Raw genomic sequence first — 24,912 nt, forward strand, 5'->3', positions numbered from 1 at the left:
TTATCGCATTATAGTAACTTTTCCTTCTTTTTTATAAGGGCCTTTAAATTCCCCTTCTAATCCTTCATAGGTAACTATATAATTATAAGATCCTTCTGGCATAGGCTTACCTAAATAGGTTCCATCCCAGGTTTTATATCTGTCTTCTGTGTAGAAGATTATTTCTCCCCATCTATTGTAGACTGTCATCTTGAAGTTGGTAAAGTATTTACCAAAGATATGTAAGTTCTGGTTTTTACTTTCATCTCCCGCTGGCTCAATTGCATTAGGTATATATACTGTTGGTGCGCAAACCTGAACTATTTGAGTGCTGTCTGTTAATGAACAGTTAAAGCTGTTGGTTACAGTTACAATATATACTCCGGGTTCAATAATAGCTTTATGTCTTAATGTGTCAAATGAATTTTCCCATTTAAATTTTTCTCCTGGACCTGCATCAAGCATCATATATTTATTGTTGTCAAAACAATAGATCTGACGTTCAGGCATGAATGGTTCCGGTAGTTTATTCATCTGTACATTAGCTTGATAAGAAGCAGCACACTCACCAATTGTTACTGTAACTCCATAAGTTCCTGTAGTTTTAACTTCTGCTGTATCATTAGTACCAAGACTTGACGGAGTCCATTGGTAAACAGGATTATACTTAGCCAGGTCATTAAAGTTCGTTGGTGTTCCAACAAGTACAACTGTTTGACCTTCACAGGAAGCAACATCATTTAAATTACCGGTAATAGGAGAGTCAATACCTATTATACGGATACTGTCTTCAGCGGAGCATTTTACATCAGTAATTTTAAGCTTATAGAAATTTGAATCGGGAATTACAGTGAAATCAACTGGATTCGTGTTGCCAATAAAATTTGATCCCATGGTCCATGAATATATTTCCGGTGCATTTGGAATTGCGTTTATCTTTGCAACCAATGTTCCTGTGCTTTGATTACATAATATCTTTTCAGCAGGAATATTGAATTCCGGTAAAGCATATATGGTTGCTGATGCTTCAGTTTTGCAGTTACCATAATAATATTGTACAGTATACAATCCCGGATCTCTGGTCGCTAAGAAATCCTGATTCTTATTCTGTAAAATAACTCCATCTTTATACCATGCAAATGAACCAGGTACAGAAGGTATATTATAAGGATTGGATCTTAATACCAGAGTGTCGTTATAACAATTTTCAGAAATCAAATTCCAGCTTGGTGGTGTTATAGTAAAAACACTTACGGTATCATAGTTAGGGCATTTCTTTGAATCTGTAACAGTTAAGACAATGGTTTGATTTGCAGGGGCATTTATGGTAATAGTTGCTTCATCTCCAAGAGAAGTACCTGACAAGGATTTCCATGAATAACTGTTCCCCGGATAAGTAAAGGCATTAAGTGTTGCATTGCTGGATGTACACACAAATTGATCACTTCCTGCATCTGCGATTGGTAATGGTGATACGAGTAATGATGTATTAGTGGACTCTGCATTACAAACTCCATTTCCTGTAGAATACGCAGTAATAATAACTGTTCCATTAGCTGCAATATCGGCCTCTGACGGGAAATAGGATGGATTGAGTTCATATGGACTTAATGAGAATGTTCCTGTTCCTGATGTTTTCCATTCAATTCCGGAAGCATTGACAACAGTTCCTGTTAATGCTACACCATCTTTATATACACAAGGATTACCTGATGTTGCTGTCACTATTGGAGCTTTGTTAATTGTAACTTCAAGAGAATCATTTACAATATTACATTTTCCATTATTTGTTGAATATGCTGTTAATATTACCTTTCCCGATAAATGATCTGCTTGGGAAGGGGTATAGCTCGGATTTAAAGATGCTGGTGATGGCAAGAATATACCTGACCCGGAAGTAATCCAGATCATTCCTCCTGCAACTTTAACATTGCCATTTAACTTAATTGAAGGCACATTAGCACAGGTTAAAATGTCTGGTCCTGCATTTATCACAGGTTTAGGTGTAATAGTAATGGTAACTTTAGAGGTTACCTGATTACAGATTCCTGTTCCCGTTGTAGTCAATACCAGATTGACTGCAGACGATTGAATGTCCTCAGGGGATGGGATATATGAAGCATTCAGACTGTTTGCATTTGGACTGAATGTTCCGGTTCCGGTTGTTTTCCATGTTCCCCCGGTAGCTCCAGTTACTTTTCCTCTTATTGCAATTTGGGTTAAGTCTGCACACACAGTTTGGGCCTGACCTGCATCAGCAGTTGGTACAGGAAGAATCGTAATTTTTTTAGATGCACTTACTGCATTACATGTGCCGTTTCCGGTAGTAGTAATGGTGAGTCCAACTTTTCCGGCACTTATATCCGATTTGCTAGGTATGTATGAAGCATTTGGTGTAGTGGCGTCAGGGACAAATGTTCCTGAGCCTCCTGTTTTCCACTCGATTCCAGATGAGACTGTGAATTTTCCGGGAAGTTTGATAGAATTCAAGTCTCCGCATATAGTAGTATCAGCTCCGGCAGTTATAGTAGGAGGGGCGGTAAATGTAATGGTCATCGTATCTGACTGGGCGTTACAAAATCCATTGTTGATTGTTGTTAACACTATGTCTGCTTTACCGTCTGTTTTCTCTGCTGCTGCAGGATAAAATGTACCTTCCAGATCATTGATGTTAGAAAATGTTCCTCCGTTTATTGAAGACCAGACTCCTCCTCCTGCATTAGCAATGAAGCCGGTAAGTTTTACTGCCATGACATCCTTACATAATGATTGGTCCAATCCCGCATTTACAGTTGCTACTGGAGCTGTATAGATACTCAATGAACTTAGATCTGTATATACTTTACAAAGACCAGTTCCAGTTGTTGTAGCAGTAAATATCACTCCTCCATTTGCCTTGTCTGCAATAGATGGAGTATAAACAGGAGTTAATGAAGTGGGATCTGAAAATACACCGGTTCCTGTACTGCTCCAGATTATTCCTCCTGTATTGCTAATATTACCTGAAAGCGTTATTGTTTTTTCATCGGTACACATTGTTCTATTAACTCCTGCATTGATAACTGGTTGTTTTTGGATAGTAATATCAACAGTGTCAGAAACAGCCTGACAATCTCCATTGTCAATGGTTATAACAATGATTCTTACTGAACCCGTAGCTGTATCATTTATTGATGGTATATATAACACATTGGGTTCTGCATAAGATGTTAGAAAAGTTCCGTTGCCTGAGGTTTTCCAATTTACTCCTCCGGCAATTGAATAAGTGGATGATAGTGAAATACCTGCCGTATCTGCACATACTGTATGATCTGAACCTGCAGATACAACTGGTACAGGTGTAAAGTCAATTTTTAAGGCATCTGTCACTGCAAGACATTTTCCCATACCTATTGTAGTAAGTGTTAATACTACAGAACCATTTGATTTATCCGATGTCGATGGATTATAGCGTGTTCCTAAATCTGAATCATTAGAGAATGATCCGCTACCTGAAGTTGTCCATATTCCTCCTGTGGCGATTGTTACCTTTCCTTCAAGTTCTATCGAAGAGGCATCCGAGCATCTTATCATATCAAATCCGGCATCTGCTGTTGGTGCTGGGGTAAAGAAATAATCAACATTGGAGGATACTGCTTTACATTTTCCATTTCCTGTAGTAGTTACATTTAATGTAACTTTTCCTGAAGCTTTTTCAGTATTTGTTGGAAAGTAGTCTGTAGCCTGGAAATTCTCATCCCCAAAACTTCCTCCTGTGGATGTTTTCCATGTTACACCTGAAGCAACTGTAAATGTCGCATTTAACGGTATACTTAATACATCTGAACAATATGAATCACCTGTTCCAGGATTAATTGTAGGAATTGGTGTGAAGGATATAATCCTGTCGTTTGAAGTAGGGGTACATATTCCTGTTCCTGTTGTTAATAATGTCAGTGTAACCGTAGGTTGGGTTAAATCACCTGCAGAAGGTATATAACTGGCATTTAAAGTATTTGCATTAGGAGTAAATATTCCTGTACCGTTTGTACTCCAGATTCCTCCGGCTGCTCCTGATACACTTCCATTTAGCGGAAGCTCATTGACGTCAGCGCATAAAGATGTATCCGCACCTGGATATGCGACCGGACCGGCAGTAAATCTTATAATTTTCTGATCTGATACTTCTGTACAATTGCCACTTCCTGATGTTGCTAGGGTAAATATTACAAATCCTTTTGTCTTATCTGCATCAGAAGGGGTATATGTTGTAGCTAATGAACCGGAAGAGCTAATACTTCCACTTCCGTCACTAGACCACGAGGATCCTGTAGCAATCGTAATCGAACCATTTAAATCAATTGTAGTAATGTCGGCACAAAGATCTTCATCTGATCCTGCTTTGGCAGTAGGAGCAGGAGTAAAGGTAATCACTACCTGATCTGTATCTGCAGCGCAGATCCCGTTGCCTGTAGATTCAGCAATCAATGTAACGTTTCCGTCTGAAAGCTCTTGTGATGTCGGAGTATAAGTTGTAGCAAGTCCTATGTTAGAGGAGAATGAACCTGCGCCTGAAGTAGACCATTTAATATCAGCAGCTTGTGAAACAGTTGCACTTAAATTTATAACTGAATTATTTTCACAAACAAATAAATCTGAGCCTGCATTGACAACTGGTCCTGGTGTGATCGAAATTCTAACCGTATCTTTTCCTGGAAGACATGTTCCTACAGAAGATCCGGTAAGTATTAAATCTACATAACCTGCAGCGATATCTGCTGCGGTCGGACTATAGGAGGCATTTAACGAATTCGGGTTTGGCGAAAAATTTCCGCTTGTAGGAGATGTCCATGACCCATTTCCGGAACCATTTAATTTAACTGGAAATCCATTGGTACACACATCTTGATTGGAACCTGCAAAAACAGGGACGGTGTTAAAGGATATCGTCATCTGGTCTGCTATTGGGCTACAAGAACCGTTTCCGGTTGTAGTAAGGGTAATAGTCACAGATTGTCCATCTATATTTTCAGAAGCAGATGGAACATAACTTGCATGTATTGCATTCGCATCCGGAAGGAATGTCCCTGATCCTGAGCTTGTCCATGTTCCGCCTGAAGCATTTACCACTGATCCGTTTAATGCTACATCTATTACACCGGCACAAACTGTTACATCATTCCCTGCATTGGCCTGTGGAACAGGTGAAAGGGAAATTACAATCGCATCTTTGACAGCATTACATGTTCCGTTTCCTGTAGTTGTCAAGGTTAAAGTAGCTTTACCATTAGCTATTTGAACCGAAGATGGAATAAAGGTTGCATTAGGTGTGGTATCATCCGGAACAAAAGTTCCTGTACCGGATGAAGTTGTCCATTTAATTCCTGAAGCTACATTGAATGTTCCGTTAAGAGGTACACCTGTAACATCCGCACAGACTGTCTGGTCCAAACCAGCATCGACAACAGGAGCTGGGGTAATTGTTACAATCATATCGTTGTTTACAGCATTACAAGTTCCATTTCCAGTTGTCGTTAATGTTAACGTAACGGATCCTGCAGCTTTGTCTGAAGCGCTTGGTGTATATTTTGCATTCAGGTCATTGATACTTGGGCTGAATGTTCCGCTTCCTGAACTTTTCCATATCCCTCCTGATGCAACTGTAACATTTCCGCCAAGATTTACTCTTGTAGCATCTGCACAAACAGTTTGGTCAGGACCGGCATCAGATGTCGGGATAGGAGTAAAGGTAAATGTGACATTGTCAGTAACGAAATTACATGCACCATTTCCTGTGGTAGTGAAGGTCAGGATTGATTGTCCGGAAGCTTTTTCTGATGCTGATGGTACATAAGTCGCATTGGCTGTAAACTCATCAGGAGTGAATGTTCCTGAGCCATTTGTTGACCAATATCCTCCGGTAGCTTTTGTGAAGGAACCGTTTAATGGAATGTCAGTAATGTCTCCGCAATAAGTTTTGTCTGATCCCGCTTCTGCAGTTGGTATAGAATTAATAGTTAATGTCAACTTGGAAGAAACTGCTTTACATGTTCCGTTGCCTGTGCTGGTTAAAGTCAACAGTACTGAACCTGAAGCGAGATCAAAACTTGATGGATAGTAAGTTGTAATTAATGAATTGGCATCTGAGAATGTCCCTGATCCAGAGGTTACCCAGGTTCCTCCAGTTGCAACAGTAACTGAACCATTAAGAGCTGCTTCTTCAAAGTCAGCACATAAAATCTGAGAAGGTCCGGCATCTATAGTTGGAGCAGGGGTTATTTCAATTTTTAATGTATCTCTTACTGTTGAGCAAACCCCTGATCCTGATGATGACAGTGTTAAGGTAACTATTCCTGCTGCTTTATCAGCCGCGCTTGGTACATATGTGGCATTCAAAGAACTGGCATTGGGCGCAAAGCTTCCGGTTCCAAAAGTCTTCCAATTGCTCCCTGTCGCATTTTGTATGGATCCGTTAAGGCTCACTCCACTGGCATCTGCACATATGGAAAGATCAGTACCGGCATCTACAATAGGTTTAGGTGTAATAGTAATTTTTAATGAATCGTTTACTGGTAAGCATAAGCCATTGCCTGAAGTAATTAAAGTCAAGTAAACTGTTTTTGCATTGATATCATTTGCAGATGGCTTATAAACAGCATTCAATGTCGTTTCATCAGGTGTAAATGTTCCATCTCCGGAAGTAGTCCATAAAGCCCCGGTAGCTATAGTTATTTTCCCATTTAAACGAACTCCAGAAGTATCACTACAAACTGTTTGATCCAATCCTGCATTTGCTGTTGGAGCAGGTGTTATTTGAACACTTACCTGATCTGTCACCGATTTGCAAAGACCATTGTTTAAAGTAGTAACTGTTAAATTTACATTGCCTGCATTTATATCAAGAGCAGAAGGTATGTAACCTGTAGTAAGACTGTTTGGATTTGTAAAATTTCCGGTTCCGGAGCTTGTCCATTTCACATCATTAGTTACAGTCGTAACAGCACTTAAATTTACAGATGCATTATTGGCACATACAACTTTGTCAGTTCCTGCATTTACAGTGGGCGCAGGAGTAATAGTTAAAGTCATTTCATCGCTTACTGCAACACAGTTGCTGATTGCTGTGCTGGTTAGTTTCAATTTAATGTTACCGGATAGGCGATCGGCCGCTGAAGGAATGTAGTTGGCATCCAAAGTAGTATTGTCAGGAAGGAATGATCCAGTTCCACTGCTTACCCATTGTCCTCCAGGTGCATTGAGTACTTGTCCGTTAAGTTTGATAGCAAAACTGTCTGCACATATGGTAATATCATCCCCGGCATTCACTACAGGCGCCGGAAGGATTGTTACGGTAATATCATCTTCAACAGGTTTACATATTCCATTACCAGTAGAAGTCAGTTTTAATGTAACCGTTCCAGAACTGATTTCTGAATCAGATGGTACATAGGTTACAGACAGTTGATTGGTTGAAGGAGAAAATGTTCCTGCTCCGCCTGTCCATGTTCCTCCTGTAGCTATTGTAATATCTCCATTGAGTGTAACCTGTGCATTGTTAGCACAGACATTTACATCTGAACCAGCCTTTACGGTAGGGGCAGGAGTGAAGGTAATAACTGTTACGTCAGAAACTGATTTACACAGACCATTACCTGTACTTGTTAAAGTTAGAGAAACAATTCCATCTTCAAAATCTGCAGCAGATGGAATATATGATGCATTAATGGTATTGGCATCTGGGGTGAATGTACCTGTTCCTGTGGACTTCCATGTACCTCCACTTGTATTAACTACAGTTCCATTTAAAGTAACAGATGAAATGTCTGAACATAAGGTTTGATCAGGTCCTGCATTTACTTGAGGTACTTTAGCTATATTTAATTTTATTTGTGAAGAAACAGGATTACATGTTCCATTTCCTGTGGTTGTTAAGGTCAGTGTGATTATTCCTGCAACTTTGTCATCATCCGATAAAACATAGCTTGCATTCAGGTTAGTGGCTGATTGACTGAATGTTCCTGAACCTGTGCTGCTCCACAAAGCGCCTGATGGAATTGTATTTATTGATCCGTTCAATATAACATAAGATGAATCTCCGCATATGGAAATGTCAGTTCCTGCATTTACTGTAGGAACTGGAGTAATTGTAAATAATACTGTATCCTTTTGAGGTGGGCAATAAGTTGTAGCAGATGTTGTTAATATCAGTTTAACACTTCCATTAGTTCTTTCTGTCGAGGATGGAATGTAAGTAGCGTTTAAAGTGTTCGCATTTGGAGAAAAAGACCCATTGCCGTTCGACCAGGTGAACCCTGTTGTGGTATTTGAACTCCCATTTAAAGTAATTCCTGATGCATCTGCACAGATAGTTAGATCAGGTCCTGCAGAAACTGTAACTGCTGGGTGAATGGTAATAATTAAAGTATCAGAGATTGCAGTACAAGAACCATTACCCGTGCTTGTTAGTGTTAATTTGACTTTGCCAAGAGTCTTATCTGTAGATGATGGTTTATAATTTGTAGATTTAGAAAATACATCCGGGACGAAGGAGCCTGTACCTGAACTTGTCCAGAAAGCTCCACTGGCATTGTTAATTGTACCATTTAGTGTAATAGTAGTTGCATTGCCACACATATCCAGATCGGTTCCGGCATCTACAAAAGGAGCGGGTGGTATTGTGATTTTTATATCATCAGATACAGCTTTACAAACTCCGTTAGCAATTGTTGTTATTGTTAGTGTTACTGACCCAGCAACTATTTCAGATGCACTTGGAATATAATCAGCACTTAATGAATTGACTGAAGGACTAAATATTCCAGCGCCTCCAGACCAATTAGCATTAGATCCAAATGCATTTAATTTTACAGGAAAGTCATTCGGACAAACAATCTGATCTGGACCTGCATTTATTGAAGGTGCAACTGTAAAATCTATTTTCATATTGTCCTTCACTGCATTACATAATCCATTTCCAAGGGATGTAAGTGTCAGTGTTACACCACCAGTAGCTTTATCTGCTGCAGATGGAATATAACTTGCAGTAAGTACATTATCATTGGGAGAAAATGTTCCTGTTCCGCTGGTAGTCCATTTCCCACCTGTAGCATTCTGAACTGAACCGCTCAATGGGACAGTTGAGGCATCACCACATACAGTCTGGTCTGATCCTGCATTTGTTATGGGTGATGGTTTTATTGTTATAAGGACTTCATCTGAAACAGCCACACAATTTCCATTTCCTGAAGTAGTGAGCGTTAGTGTCACATTTCCTGTAGCTATTTCATCGGTAGAGGGAATATAAGTAGCATTTAAAGCAGTTGAATTAGGGCTAAATGTTCCTTTTCCACCTGTCCATATTCCTCCAGTTGCTATCGTTACATTTCCTGTAAGAACAACAGAAGGATTGTCTGCACAAACTTCTTTATCCGCACCTGCGTTTGCTGTAGGAGCGGGGGTAATTGAGACAGTGGTTTGTTCTGATACTGCAAGACAATTTCCGTTTCCGGTAGTACTTACACTAATAACGGCTTGCCCTGCTGAAATTTCTGCTGCAGTAGGAGTATAATTAGCATTTATATCCGATGCAGAAGGAGTGAATGTTCCATTTCCTGTCCATAAGATACCTGATGCCGGAGCGCTGAAAACAGCATTTAGTTTTACCAAGGCATTATTTCCACAAACAGGACCAGCATTAGATGCAGTTATCTTTGGTGGATTCGTAAAGTTAATGACCATATCATCCTTTATAGCCAGACAATTTCCATTTTCTGTTGTTGTCAATGTAAGGGTAACAGCTCCTGCAGAAATTTCGGAAGTAGTTGGGGTATAAGTAGCATTTAGAGCCGTATTGCCTGGTGTAAATGTACCAGCTCCTCCAGACCATATCCCTCCTTTTGCAACAGTAATAGTTCCATTAAGATTAGTTGTTCCGTTGTTTTTACATTTTGACTGGTCAGTACCTGCATTCACAGTTGGAGTTGGAGAGAATCTGTATACTACCTGATCCGAAACTGAATTACAAGAAGGTTTGGTTGCACTAAGTGTCAGGGTGACAATTCCAGCAGATATTTCAGACGCTGTTGGTGTATAGGTTGCGTTCAAGGTAGAATTGTCAGGAGTGAAAAGACCAGCTCCTCCGCTCCAGGTATAAGTTGTAGCATCTTGCACGGACCCTGAAAGTTTAATTGTCGGATTGTTAGAACAAAGAGTGTCGTCTTTTCCTGCATTTACTTTAGGTTTAGGATCAACGAGAACATTCAGTGTTTTTGAAACAGGGTTGCAATTACCATTTCCAGTTGATTCTAGTGTAAGGGTAAAGAAGCCTGCAGAAACTTCAGCTGCACTTGCTGTATAGGTAGTTGTCAATGCATTTCTTCCCGGAGAAAAAGTTCCGCTACCTGTTATCCAGCTTCCTCCTGAAGCCCCAGTGACAGTGCCGTTCAAAACCGTGACAGGGTTATTTTCACATATAATAATATTCGAACCAACAGATACCACGGGAATTGGGGTAAATGTAATTGCGGTATTTGATGTTACAGCATTACAGTTTCCATTGTTAGTTGATGTTAAAGTAAGTGTGATATTTCCGGCATTAACTTCTGCGTTTGTAGGTGTATATGTAGCATTCAGAGTACTAGCGTTAGGACTGAATGTTCCTGTACCTCCGCTCCATGTGCCGGTAGTAGTTGCTCCTGTTACTGATCCATTTAATGGTATAGCAGTATTGTTCTTACAGATAGATTGGTTGTTTCCTGCATTTACCACAGGAATTGATGTGAATTTGATTAAAACTGCATCATTTTCAGCAAGACAATTTCCAATACCAGTGGTGGTAAGAGTTAAGTTAACAGATCCAGATGTTAGTTCTGCTGCTGTCGGGGTATAAGTTGCATTCAAGGTATTAGCATTAGGAGTAAAGCTTCCCGAACCTCCGGTCCATGTCCCTCCAGATGCATTCGAAACAGCACCATTTAAATTTACCTTATTATTGTTTTTACATACAGATTGATCAGCTCCGGCATCTGCTGTTGGATTAGGAGTATAAGTAAGCTTTATAGACCCAGTGCCTGCAGGGCAAACACCATTTCCGCTTGTCGTCAAATTTAGCACAACGGATCCTGCAGATATTTCAGCTGCGGTTGGAGTATAGGTGATGTTAGTAGATGTTTTATTGGGAGTATAGGTTCCAGCGCCTCCGTTCCAGGTAAGTCCTGTAGCTCCGCTTATTGTGGCCGATAAACTTAATTTGGGATTGTTAGCACAGGCAGACTTATCAGGACCTGCGCTTATAACTGGTTGTTTAGTGAAGGTGTATGTAATGCTGTCTTTTTTAGGGGAACAAACGCCATTACCAGTGGAAGAGAGGATAAGTTTTACTGATCCGTTTGCAATATCGGCAGCAGATGGAGTGTATGTGCCCTGAAGACTAGTGTTGCTAGGGGAAAAGGTACCGCTTCCTGAAGTACTCCAGATTCCACCACCTGCGTTAGTTACTTTTCCATTTAGTTTAAATGAACTAATAGTCGAACAAAGAGTTGAGTCATTTGATGAACCTGTCCCTGGTTTATCAGCGTTTGCATCAGTAATAACAGAAGGAGGTACAAAATTAGTAACAGTCTTGGTTGTAGAATTAACATACCACCAGGTATTGATTGTTTTACCATCTCCGAAATTGTTATTCCAGGTATGACATCCTGTGGCACTATTGCAACCTGCAAAGTTAGTGCCTCCTCCGACTTGGGAATCATCCCAGAAAAGGGATGGCCGAGGTCCTGTAGGTCTTACAAGATCAACAATATAACCTTTAGTATTATTTTCTACATCAAATAAAGGAAGGTGAGTAAGACCATTATAGTAGTCAACTTTTGTTGTTATATTAACTCCCCCGGTTACAATATTTCCTTTCCCATCTTTACCATCCCAGGTTATGCAGTTATCACCAGCAACAAGATCAGCAGTTATAAGTCTGTCTGTAGATCCAGCCTGATAACCTGCTATTCCGTTTAGTTCAAAAAGTATTTCAGTTTTTCCAGGTTTATCTACATTTATATTTATACAAAAGTTACTTCCAACGCAACCACTTAGAGATACGGAGTTTACATTTCCATATACTCCGGTTGGAAAACAATCTATATCGGGATCATTCAGAAATACTTTATATTGCGGGTAATTAATATTTCCTGATACAGACTGTCTGTCTGTGGCAAATGTACCTGTGTTTGTGCAACCTGCATTATTTGCTGCAATGACAAATCCGAAAGGTTGCATCCCATTAAAATTAATCGATGTAACAATCCCATCGTCAGCATATATATATAGTTTTGCTTTAAATTGATTGGTTGCGCTATTACATTGAAAATCCCATGATTTGGACCATAAGCGTCCGAGTTTTATTTCATTTGCAGCTGTGGCTACAGTAATATCAAAATAGGTAAAAACTCTTTTTACCGGATTAAGTGTCTGGGAGGCACTTGGATTGAACTCTATATAATAATCTCCAGCCATGGTGGAGGTATATGTTAATGCATTGTATCCTGTCGGGCCGACTAAGGCTCTTGGACCAGCAACAGCTTCTGCATAGCTGGCTATATAACCTGGACCAGCTGCATTAGGGATTTTGCTGGGGCCCATCACTACTACTCCATTGGGATTTCTTAACTGAAAATAAACGTCATTATCAGTTTGTCTGAATCCCATATATATTTTTTCTCCTGCATTGCATATTCTAATATTTAGTCTATGAGATTCCGGACAATTATAAGTTGCAAATGGTCTCGTCGTTGTATTATTATCAAATATCTGGATGAAACCATTGTCAGAGGAAGTAGGTTGCAATTGTTTAGTTCCTTCGGCAAATACATTAGGTGTTAGTATGTACCCTGAAAGCAAAAAGATTAAGACAATAAGCACCGTACTCATCTTAAATAAGTAATTGCTCCTGATTCGAAATAGGGAGATGTCCATACCTTTAAAAATTATGTCGTTGTATTTCAGGGTAATTGAATTTTTTTAATGTCTTAGTTGGTATTTATTACGTTTAGGTAGGGCTTCAGTTGTAAAAATCTAAGATCATTCGACGAATAGTTGTGTGTATATTAAATATTACAGAAGCGCGGAAATGAAAAAAGTAAAATTTGATTTTGCTGAAGTGATTGTGATCAATGTCGGATTTCAATATGGTAACGATTTTGTTATATTTGTTAGAATTAATTAATCGTAAAAAATGAGAAAAGAATTGCTGTTAATCCTTTTTGTTTTTCTTGCCGGAACTTCCTTTTCCCAAAATTTTGAAGGCACTATAAAATGGTCAATGAAAATCGATCTGAAAAATGCTCAACATCAGGAAGCTGTTAAAGGAAATAGTTCGGCCTCTCAAATGGATGCTGAAATAAAAAAGCTTGAAGATCAGATGAATGATCCTGAATTTAAAAAACAAATGGAAGCTAATCCTCAGCTTAAATCTTTAATGGAAGAAAATCTGAGCAGACTCCAATCTATGCAAGGCAGTTCAGGTGGAGGGGCAGGAGGTTTTATGCCTACAGGTGTTTTGATAAAAATTAAAGATGGGAATAATCTTATTAAATTGGAAGGTGGGATGTCAGAGATGTTGGGTGAAATTTTATACTTAAAAGATAAAGATCAAAGTTATTCAATAAGGAGAAAAAATAAAACTTATTCTGTTTTGCCAAAGGCTTCTGAATCAAAAGAGAAGGAGCCGATAGTAAAAGTAACGAAAACCGGTGAAATTGTTAAAATTATCGGATATACTTGTACCAAATATATTATACAGGTTACAGATCAAGGAAAAACAATCAATCAGGCTGTCTGGACAACAAAAGAAATAAAGGATTTTGACCCGAAAGGTTTATCAAAAATGACTTCTGCCGGAAGCAAAGAAGCCAAATTTTATCTTGATGGAGTTGAAGGAGTACCGTTAAAAATGGAAAGTGATAACGGTGAAATGAAAATGGTAATGGAAGTGACAGAATTAAAGAAGACACCTTTAGATGGATCTATATTTTCAATTCCATCTGATTATAAGTTGGTTAAAGGGATGGGCTTTTAATTAATCTGCAATAAAAGTTAAATATCAGTAATATAATTATTGAGTTAATTAAAATGAATGCCTTATTCCTGTAATTTTTAACTTTGTTCTTTTTTGTTTTATTTTGAAGAAATAATAAGAATGTTTTAGTTTTGGCACAAGAATTGCAGTATTTAATTTGCAAATAATTTTCTTTTAGATTTAGATATTGAAAAATCCTTTGATTAGATCAAAGGATTTTTTTATTTCATGCGGTGATGAAGAAATCAAGTATAACAAAGGCTATTTATGATTTTGTGCAAACAGAACAAAGTGGTGGGATTGTCCTGATTTGCTGCGCAGTAATTGCATTATTTTTTTCTAATACATCATTGAGTCATTCCTGGTTTAATTTCTGGGAAATTGAAGTTGGATTTGTCTCTTTAGGTCTGCATAAAAGTCTGCTTCACTGGGTAAATGACGGATTAATGGCTATTTTTTTCCTCCTAGTAGGTCTTGAAATTAAAAGAGAAATAGTTGAAGGTGAATTGTCTTCAATTAAAAAATCAATGTTACCCATTTTTGCGGCATGTGGAGGAATGATTGCTCCAGCTGTTATTTATTCCCTGATAAATATGGGTACTGATACTATTAATGGATGGGCAATTCCGATGGCGACAGATATTGCTTTTGCATTGGGAGTATTAAGTTTATTAGGAGATAGAATTCCATTTTCTATTAAAATAATGCTTACAGCCTTGGCAATTGTGGACGATCTGGGTTCAATAATTGTAATTGGTCTTTTTTATTCAGAAGACATTTCTGTTACTTTCTTATTAGCAGCTATGGGAACTTTCGGGGTGCTTCTGATTATGAATAAATTCGGAATAAAGTCTGTAATATTATATTTAATAACTGGGCTTTTTTTATGGTATTTCACCTTGAAATCGGGAATACATGCATCCATATCAGGGGTATTGCTGGCTTTTTCAATACCTCTTGGTAAAGGAGAAACTGATTCTGCTGCAGAAAAATTAATACAAATTATTCACAAACCTGTGAGTTTCTTTATTATGCCGGTTTTTGCTCTTGCTAATACTGGATTTATAATACATGCAAAATTTGAGGAAGTGGCAACTTCTTTAGTTAGTCTCGGGGTGTTAGCAGGACTTTATTTTGGGAAACCTCTTGGTATTTTTCTTGCTTCCTGGTTAGCTATAAAAATGAAGTGGGCTGATCTGCCGGCAAATGCCGGTTGGAGTCATTTGTTAGGTGTTGGTTTTCTTGGAGGTATAGGATTTACAATGTCTATTTTTATTTCTCTTCTTGCATTTACAAATACCAATATTCAAGGATTTTCAAAAATTGCTATTCTTGTTGCTTCAGTTTTATCAGGATTAACTGGTTTTTTCATATTGACCAGGTCTTCAAGAAAAATATGATATTTTTAATGGTCTTATTTTAAATTAGGTGGACTTAATCTTTGAGAAAATGTAAAATTACCATGGCTTATTTCTATCTTTGGGATCCTGATCCCCGCAATACTGATGTCAGATAAATCCTTATCCATAGAAGCAGCCATTAAGAAATTAAATATTGAGCTTAATGAAATGCAATCCTCGACAATCGAGGCTACAAAAAATCATAATAATATTCTCCTTCTTTCACCTACAGGCTCTGGTAAAACACTGGCTTTTTTATTACCCCTTTTAGGTAATTTAAAAAGTGATATAAAGAGAACTCAGGCTATGATTATAGTGCCTGCACGAGAACTGGCTTTACAAATAGAGCAGGTTTTCAAGTCTCTTGGATCAGGATTTAAAGTAGTTTGCTGTTATGGTGGGCACCCTGTTAAAGTTGAAAGGAATAGTTTAATTGAAGCCCCATCATTGATCATTGGAACTCCGGGAAGGCTTGCGGATCACCTCAGAAGAAAAAATATTTCAGTGGAAGCACTTACAACGCTCGTTCTGGATGAGTTTGATAAATCTTTAGAGTTCGGATTTGAAGAAGATATGAGATTTATTGCTTCAGAGCTTACCTCTTTGAAAAAGATCTGGCTTACTTCTGCGACAGAAGCAAAAGATGATTTGAATATTTTTAAGTATAAAATTGATTTTCATAAAATAGATTATTTAAGAAATAAAGTTTCCAGTAAGTTACAACTAAGATATCTGCGATCAGAAGGGACAGATAAACTGCTTACTCTCTTTCAGCTATTATGTTCAATAGGTAATGAATCAACATTGATATTCTGTAATCATAGAGATTCTGTTGAACGTATTGGGGACTTGTTGTATGAAGAAGGTATTGATCATTCTATTTTTCATGGAGGTTTAAAACAAGAAGAACGAGAAAAGGCATTGGTAACACTTCGTAATGGATCCTGTAAAATTCTTCTTACCACAGATCTTGCATCAAGAGGATTGGATATACCGGAAATACGAAATGTAATACATTACCAGTTAGCAACGACAGAAGAGGTTTTTGTTCATAGAAATGGTCGTACTGCCAGAATGTTTGCAGATGGAAATGTTTTTCTATTGCTTTCGGCAACTGATCGTTTCCCGGATTATCTGATTGATGAACCTTGTCTTTATGAATTACCTTCGGGATTAATTTTGCCTGAGAAATCAGATTGGACCACTCTGTATATAGGGGCAGGTAAAAAAGATAAGATTAGTAAAGGGGATATTGTAGGGTTGCTAATTCAAAAAGGAGAACTTACAAAAACAGAAATAGGAATAATAGAAATATATGATTTTGTTTCCTTTGCAGCTGTTAAAAGAGATAAAGCAAAAACTGCAATAAAGTTGCTGAAAAGTGAAAAGCTCAAGAAGAAATCAGTGAAAATAGACTTGTGTCGTTAAATGTTTGTTGCTTTCGTAAACACTATTTTCAATCATTAAAGTGATTTTTAAGTGCCTCCGCTTTGGAGTCTCTCCGGTGTTTTTGAGGAATCCTTCTTCTTGCTAAAATCAATTTCAACTTCTGACACGACTCAAAAATTTTTAAACACACCTACCAATTTATTATTTGAGTCTTTGTAAAATTCTATATGATCTTTAAAATAAGGATTAAAAATTGTATTGGTTTTGTCCAATAAAAGGTAAGAGTTATTAGGAAATGTAGGAGAGTATATAAAGAATTTCCTTAAAAGTAAATACCTCATGTTTAATACAAAAGTAGGTTTTAGAGGTTTTAAAATTACAAATGAATTTTATGAGGAGCTCTGTTTTACCCTTGTTTATTTACTTTTTCAGATTTAATGAAAGTTTTTTTATTTGATTACCAATTAGCAAAGATGAGAGGTTCAATATTGAATCATAATTGTAAAAATTGAACAATGGATATAAAAAGAAAAATGAAATTTTATTTAAAAAAAATATTAAGAAGATAAAACTCGGAAAACTGGGAAAAAATCAATTTTTGTTGTAGCTTGAACCCAACAACTGAATTGAGTTTAGAATCTTATTTATCTTTTTTCAACAGAATGAATTCTTCTGCAAACGGCACTTTACAAGTTTTTAAAAATCTGGTTGGTACCAAGTATGAAATGTACAACAGTCTTTTCAGTTCTCTACCTTTTCATAAAGTAGAAAAGACAGGAGTACTGTTGTCGCTTTTTCTGCTATTATGCGAAGAGGGTTTTACAAAAGGAAAAAGCCCTTCTGCAATAATTGAATCTTTTCTGAAACAATATACAACTTATCGGACAGAGAACGAGCAAACAGATTTACTTTTTAGATTTGTACAATATGCAGAGCGGCAGGTTGTATTATTTGATGCCCTTGAAGATGCAGCATTTCCTTGTGTGCACGACATGAGTGGTCCTGGAACTTTAAAAAATTTACAGGCTCAGGTTATTCATACTCAAAGTCAGGCCGAATTAAAAGACAAATTGAAGGATTTTTCAGTTCGCTTGGTACTTACTGCTCATCCTACTCAGTTTTATCCTAGTGAAGTACTTGGAATTATCCATGATCTTGCAAAAGCTCTTGTATCTGATGATACGGCACTTGTTAATATGTACCTGCAGCAGCTTGGTAAAACTTCCTTCTTTAAAAAAGAAAAACCAACTCCATATGATGAGGCCGTAAATCTGATTTGGTTTTTAGAAAATGTATTTTATCATTCAGCCGGAAAGATCCTTTCATTTATAAAAGGAGAGTTTCCAACCTTAGTTTCTGAAGGCAATGCCTTGATCAGAATGGGCTTCTGGCCAGGGGGAGACAGAGATGGAAATCCTTTTGTTAAGTCGGAAACGTCTCTTAAAGTGGCTGAAACATTACGCGAAAGCATCATTAAATGTTATTATATGGATGTTCGTCGTCTTAAAAGAAGACTAACATTCAAAGGCGTTGAAAATGTACTCGCAGATCTTGAGAAAAAACTTTATAACAATCTTTTTATACCAGGGCATAAAACTGATCTTAATAAAGAGGGAATTCTGGAAGCGTTATATAAAATAAAGGATACCTTAGTCAAAGAACATAATGGCTTATTTGTAAATCTGGTTGACAATTTTCTGAGTAAAGTTCATGTTTTTGGTCTTTTCTTCGCTTCATTAGACATTCGTCAGGATAGTTCTGTTCACGGGCAGCTGCTTGATTTTATAGCCGAACAAACGGATCATTTGCCGGAAGGGTATAAAAAAATGTCAGATGATGATAAAATCAGTGCGTTGATGAAGGTCAAAGGTATTGTAGATCCTTCTATCATTGATAATGACTTGTTGAGGGACACATTAGATACAATGTCTTCAATCAAGACAATTCAGAAAATTAATGGTGAGGAAGGATGCCACAGATATATCATCAGTCATAGCACAAGTGCTCTTAATGTTATGGAAGTTTATGCACTTCTTACTCTTTCGGGATGGAAGGCAAAATCTATGACAATTGACATTGTTCCACTGTTTGAAACTATTGAAGACCTTAGAAATGCTGCAGCAGTAATGAAGGATCTTTATGAAAATAAGATCTATCAAAAACATCTGGAGCAAAGAAATAATATTCAAACCATCATGCTTGGCTTCTCAGACGGTACAAAAGATGGGGGGTATATGATGGCCAATTGGAGTATCTATAAGGCTAAAGAGGAGTTAACATTGATGGCAAAAGAGTATGGTATTCAGGTAGCATTCTTTGATGGAAGAGGGGGACCTCCTGCTAGAGGTGGGGGAAAAACCCATCAATTTTATGCTTCAATGGGTAAAAATATTGCCAACAAGGAAATACAGCTTACTGTTCAGGGGCAAACAATTAGTTCAAATTTTGGAACTACAGATTCAGCCTTGTTTAACATGGAACAATTACTACATGCTGGAATCAGCAATGCGCTGTTCTCAACCATGAATGAAACTTTCACAGAGCAGGAAGATGAGTTAATGCAACTATTGTCAGATGAAAGTTTTAAAGCATATAGTACGCTTAAAAATGATCCTAATTTTCTTGAATATTTGAATTTTGCAAGTCCTCTCCGTTATTATGCAGAAACGAATATCGGAAGCAGACCTTCCAAAAGAAAAGCAGGGAAATTGAATCTGAATGATTTAAGGGCTGTACCTTATGTAGGAGCATGGAGTCAGTTAAAACAGAATTTACCAGGATATTATGGGGTGGGAACTGCTTTTGAAAAAATGGAGAAAGCAGGCAGATGGAAAGAAGTAAAAAATCTGTATGAAAAATCACTATTCTTCAAAACGCTGTTAAATAATTGTGAAATGGCTATGAAAAAATGCTTTTTCCCTTTAACAGCATACCTTTCAAAACATCCTAAATATGGAAGTCTTTGGAATATGATTCATGATGAGTTTGAAAGGACATCTAAATATATTTTGAAACTCACAGGTTCAAAAGAACTAATGGGAGATAAACCAATGGACTTATTGTCGATTCAAATGAGACAGAGAATCGAATTGCCATTGATTACGATTCAGCAGCATGCGTTGACCAAAATTCGCGAAATGGAAGAGAAGGGGGTAGACGGTCCATTGAAAAAAACTTATGAAAATATGGTGATGAGATGTTCTTTCGGAATTATTAATGCCGAAAGAAATTCAGCCTAATGATAAGATGAAATATTGGTTTTGTAATATTTTATGTCTGTAGTTTAAAGATCCTCAAATCACTTTGAGGATCTTTTTTTTATCATTGTTTTTTTCCACATTCTTTCATTTTCAGCTGGTAATGTTATATTTGTGTGTTAAAGAACGCTTTTGATGATCATTTTTTATTTCCCAGTATATGTCAAGATTCTTAAGAAAAGTCCTCAGGGTTGAAGAAAGTGAAACTTCATCACTTTTATGGATAATATGTTTAGGTGTTTTCATAGGAATTGCGATTTCTCTATTTGATCTTGCTTCTGTTTCTGTATTCCTGGAGAATTTTAACAAAACTTATTTACCTGGAGCCATGATTTGTTCAGGGCTTCTCACGGTGTTTGTTTCAAATACATTTATTAGTATTTATAATTGGATTTCCTTTTCAAAAGTAAGTCTCATAGCTTCTCTGGTGCTACTGGTAATTCCATTTTCGGTTTTACTAATTTCTCACTATGCTACAAGTCTTGCCATTACATATATTGCATTTGTGTTGACCGGGCCTTTGACCGCTCTGGCTTTATTGTTATTTTGGGGATTGTTTGAACGACTATTCGATCTTGCACAGGGACGACGTCTCTCCATGAGTGCAGAGAGCGGCATGGTGGTTGCTATGGTAAGCATCTTATCTGCGATAGCCCTTACCGAACATAGTTTTTTTTACAAAATTTCTAATCTCTATCTGATCTCTTGTATTAGTTTCGGAATAACCTTTTTCATTTTTGTTGCCATTTCTATATGCAAGACCTTCCTGACAAAAATAGAAATCAACGTACAATACATTAAAGCTTACAATAATTATAATAAATTGATAAAACAGAATTATACTCTTCTGTTAATATTGTTCGCACTACTTTCCGGACTTACTTTTTATTTCACCGAATATTTCTATCTGGTTTTTGTAGAAGATCAATATGCTGGCGCTGGCAAAACCATGGATTTTCTTTCAGGTTTTTCTGCTGCTATAATTGGGTTAGGTTTTCTACTTCAACTTATTGCTGCCAGATGGGTAAATGCTAAATATGGATATTTAACAAGTCTTTTAATTCTTCCAGGATTCTTAGCATTGTTTACATTGATATTTCTGGTATTGGGTATTATTGAAGGATATGACCCAAGTAAGTCAGTATTCTTTTTCCTTTTCATGCTGGTTTGTATCTCCAAGCTTCTTTCTGTGAGCCTCTTCAAATCTCTTGAATTTTCTACATTCAAGTTTTTCTTTATGCCACTTGATCATTTGCTAAGGTCAGATGTTCAGTCTAAAATAGAAAGAGTAGTAAGAGAGGCGGGCAAAGCAGTAGCTGGATTGTTATTAATTATTGCATTAAGATACATTAAGGTTGAATTTATTCCGGTATTCCTTCTTGTTTTATTAGGGGTATGGGCATATGTAGCCGTCAAAATGAATAATGCCTATAGGGAAAAACTTGTCGTAAGTCTTGATATGCCTGAAGAAATTGAGAAAAAAGATAAAGCTGCTTCCGGGATTATTGATGAACTTTCATTTACTATTTTAAATAATCCTGGTAAAAACCTTCAGGTTTATCTTAATCTTTTGAAGATTTTAGACCCGCATGTTCATAAAGATATTGTCTTAGAATTACTAAAAAATGAAGACGAAGAAACTCTGAAAATTGCACTAAATGAGGCTTCTGAATTATGTTTATTGCCAGCAATTCCGATATTATCAGCTATCAAAAATTCCAGGTTTTATCCTGTTCTCAGATGTAGAGACGTTTTGGATAAAGTATTTAATCAACTAAATGCTGCAGAGTTTCGACTGGAAAAGGTTAAATATATTGAGCAGTTAACACTATCAAAATTAAGAAAAGAAAGGGTTTACGGTGCACTCTTGTCTGCTTATTCTGAGGATGCAATTAAACCTCGTCTTTTGAATAAATTGTTCAGGGATGTAGATGGAAAAGTACGTTATAATGCAGTGGTATCATCAGCAGATTCAGCTAATTCCGACCTTCAGAAAAATCTCATAGAGAAGCTTTCTGAACCTTTTTACAGTAATGGTGCATTGGCAGCGCTCGTCGCTACAGGTGAGAAAATTTTACCTGCTGCAGAAAATGCTTTTTATCTTACAGGGCAGGAAGAGAAAATTCAATTAAGGATCGTGCAGGGGTATGGAAGAATGGGAACTGAAAATGCAGTTCAATTACTTTTAAAGAAACTGTCATACAGAAACCATAATGTGGCCCGTGCAGCTTTTGAAGCATTGAGCCGGTCAGGTTATAATATTACAGGAGACAGGGTAATTCAGTTTAAAGCAGAGCTTGAAGAATATACTAGTGTACTTGTATGGAACATGTCTGTATACCTTGATCTTGTTAGCTTTAAAGCGTCTGACGTGATCATTCAGGCAATGCTTTCTGAAATTGAAAGTAATTACGACAGCATTTTTAAATTACTCTCTCTCCTTTATGATCCTAAAACCATTGCATTGATTAAAGAAAATATATTTTCTAAAGATGCAGAAAAAAGTGAATATGCCTTCGGCTTACTGGAAGTGACGCTCGGAGAAGAAATGAAACCATTCCTGCTTCCCCTATTAAATACCGCTTCTTATGAAGATAAACTGGAAAGAATGCAAGAATACTTTCCATCAGAACCATTGGATATTCTGGAAATTTTATACGATCTGGTCCAGAGAGATTACAAATATGTAAATAGGTGGACGAAAGCTTGTGCTTTAAAAGAACTGGCTGAACAGAAGGAGGAAATCAATACAGATATATTTGTAGCTAATATTATCAATCCTGACCCTTTGCTAAAGGAAACGGCATCTGTTGCTCTTTATATCAAAGCACCTCATCTGTTTCCCGTTGCTTTCGAAAGGTTTCGAAGGGAATTAGGGGCAAACTTCAGTAAAGATGTAGTAAGTAAAATACTTATATCAAACGTTTCCGGCAATCATGAATATATAATGCTTGAAGAAGGGAAGCTGGAGGTAAGTGAAAACAAAGAGCCAATTAATCAGGCAGAAGCAAGGGAATATTTTACCTCTCCTAATTTGAAGTTTGAAATTATCAGATTTTTAAAAGGGGTTGATGATTTTAGATTTGTCCCCGGTATTATTTTGATGGAAGTTGCCAAAGTGACTTCCTTTTATGAATTTAAACAAGGGGAAACTATTGCAACGTTTGAAAGACCCGAGAATATTGATTACTATTTTGTCCGTTCTGGAAAAATATTGCTGAATAACGAAGACGAGAATAGGGAAGTGGTATCAGGAAACGGGTTTATTAATAATTTTATTTATTTAGGCTCAGCAGATTTTAAAGTAGAACTCATTGCTCAGACAGACTGCTCTGTATATAAAGTAAAACAGGAGGAGTTTAATGAAGTAATGTCATTCTTTGAAGATATCCCATCTTCTATTGTTACAAATAAGAAAAATCCCAAGGTATAATAAGGTTTAAATTTTTAAATGAAACTTTATGGAAGATTCGAATTTATATTTATTTCCTGATTGTCCATCAATAAACACAGGTGAAAACTTTTGGATTGATTACCTTATAAAATATCTTTCATTTGGCCTTTCTCAAAAGGGGTATAATGTAAAGGTTTTAAAAGACTTTAATGATCCATTTGAAGAAAATGGAACGGTTGTTTATCTTCCTGTATTTTCTGAAATTTCTCTTTCTTCTGAAGATTTTAAAGAACGTCTTGGAAAGATTACATCATCACCATCTATTTTAAAGTACGGAATTGTAAAAGAAGAAAAATCATTAGGTCCTGCAGCAAAAGCATATCCGGAACTAAAACTTTCCAAGCTTTTTCTTCTGGATCCGGACACTGGAAACGAGGTTCTGGAAAAAGATATTTTTAAAAAAGAGTTCCTGAATTTTTTCCTTTTTAAGATTTATGATTTATGTGCAGAGCTCGAACGGGAATGTAATAGCATTGCAAATACTGATACCAATGATAGATCAAAATCATTATATCTTGCAGAAGTAACAAGAGATTTAATACCGGTAAGAGAAGAAATAAGAAGGGAGCTTTTGCAATTAGGATACAAGGTTTATCCTAATAGCCCGATATTAGGATCAAGTAAGGAAAAGGAAAAGATGATTAATGAACAGATAAAGAATTGCGTTTTGTCGGTTCATCTTTTAGGAAAGATATTTGAAGAAACTTCAGAAGGAAATATTCCTAATTATAATTTCGAAAATCAAATTGCTGCTCAATATTATATTGATAAAGTGGAGGGTAAAAGTCTGGATTTTAAAAGAATTATATGGATTCCTGATAACCTTCTTATTCAAAATGAAAATCAAAAAAAGTTTATTAGTCAGGTTCATAAAGAGAAGAAACATTATGCGGGAGCTGATATAATAAAAAGTACAGTAGAAGAATTGAAGGATATTATTATTGAAAAACTTACTTCAAATGATACAGTTTCTTCGCCTGACAGTACAAGTGGAGAGGATGAGGGGCAAAAAGCTGTATATATTGTAAACAGTGAGAAAAATAAAGATGGAGCTGAGTCTGTAAAGTTTATGCTTGAAGAGTTTGGATATAAAGTTTTCTTAAATAGGATCACAATAGATAAAGAGAAAATAGAAAGAAGTAGTTCTATCCTGTTTTATTATCATAACGAAAAATCAAGTTGGTTGAGGAGTAAAATGTGTGAACTATATAAACTCAAATCCTGGGAATTTACAAGCACATCATTCCGAAGGGGTGTTATTAATTTCGAAAATGAAGAATTGCCTAGTGATGAAATTTTCAAAAATGTATATCATGTAAAGGCCAATGGCAAGATTGATAAAGAAGTTTTAATATCATTTTTTAATACAGCTTTTTAATTAAAAAG

The 24,912-nt window shown here is 36.8% G+C and carries 7 protein-coding genes; 6 read left to right on the forward strand and 1 reads right to left on the reverse strand.

The genetic code is table 11. The features are described 5' to 3' along the window. Complete coding sequence (locus MYP_RS17050) at positions 1–12,879, reverse strand: T9SS C-terminal target domain-containing protein (RefSeq protein ID WP_045465974.1); 12,879 nt, start codon at positions 12,877–12,879, stop codon at positions 1–3. 304 nt (positions 12,880–13,183) lie between these two features. On the opposite strand from MYP_RS17050, the gene MYP_RS17055 reads away from it, so the two are divergent. From MYP_RS17055 to MYP_RS17080, 6 genes are all read left to right on the forward strand, one after another. Then, on the forward strand, positions 13,184–14,026 hold the full coding sequence (locus MYP_RS17055; RefSeq protein WP_045465977.1) for a DUF4412 domain-containing protein: 843 nt from the start codon (positions 13,184–13,186) through the stop codon (positions 14,024–14,026). A gap of 236 nt (positions 14,027–14,262) precedes the next feature. After that, complete coding sequence (gene nhaA, locus MYP_RS17060) at positions 14,263–15,426, forward strand: Na+/H+ antiporter NhaA (RefSeq protein ID WP_045465980.1); 1,164 nt, start codon at positions 14,263–14,265, stop codon at positions 15,424–15,426. A 105-nt stretch (positions 15,427–15,531) separates the two neighbouring features. Then, the gene (locus tag MYP_RS17065) at positions 15,532–16,854 is read left to right on the forward strand and encodes a DEAD/DEAH box helicase (protein WP_045465983.1); all 1,323 of its coding nucleotides are present in this window, start codon (positions 15,532–15,534) and stop codon (positions 16,852–16,854) included. A 623-nt stretch (positions 16,855–17,477) separates the two neighbouring features. Further along, positions 17,478–20,054 (forward strand): phosphoenolpyruvate carboxylase, encoded by a 2,577-nt coding sequence (locus MYP_RS17070; protein WP_045465985.1) that lies wholly within the window; start codon positions 17,478–17,480, stop codon positions 20,052–20,054. A gap of 178 nt (positions 20,055–20,232) precedes the next feature. Continuing rightward, positions 20,233–23,505, forward strand: a complete 3,273-nt coding sequence (locus tag MYP_RS17075; RefSeq protein WP_045465988.1) for a hypothetical protein — start codon at positions 20,233–20,235, stop codon at positions 23,503–23,505. A gap of 28 nt (positions 23,506–23,533) precedes the next feature. Further along, entirely contained in the window at positions 23,534–24,904 is a 1,371-nt protein-coding gene (locus tag MYP_RS17080) for a hypothetical protein (protein WP_045465991.1), read from the forward strand. Positions 24,905–24,912 lie beyond the last annotated feature (8 nt).

The organism is Sporocytophaga myxococcoides, from assembly GCF_000775915.1.
Taxonomy (GTDB): domain Bacteria; phylum Bacteroidota; class Bacteroidia; order Cytophagales; family Cytophagaceae; genus Sporocytophaga; species Sporocytophaga myxococcoides_A.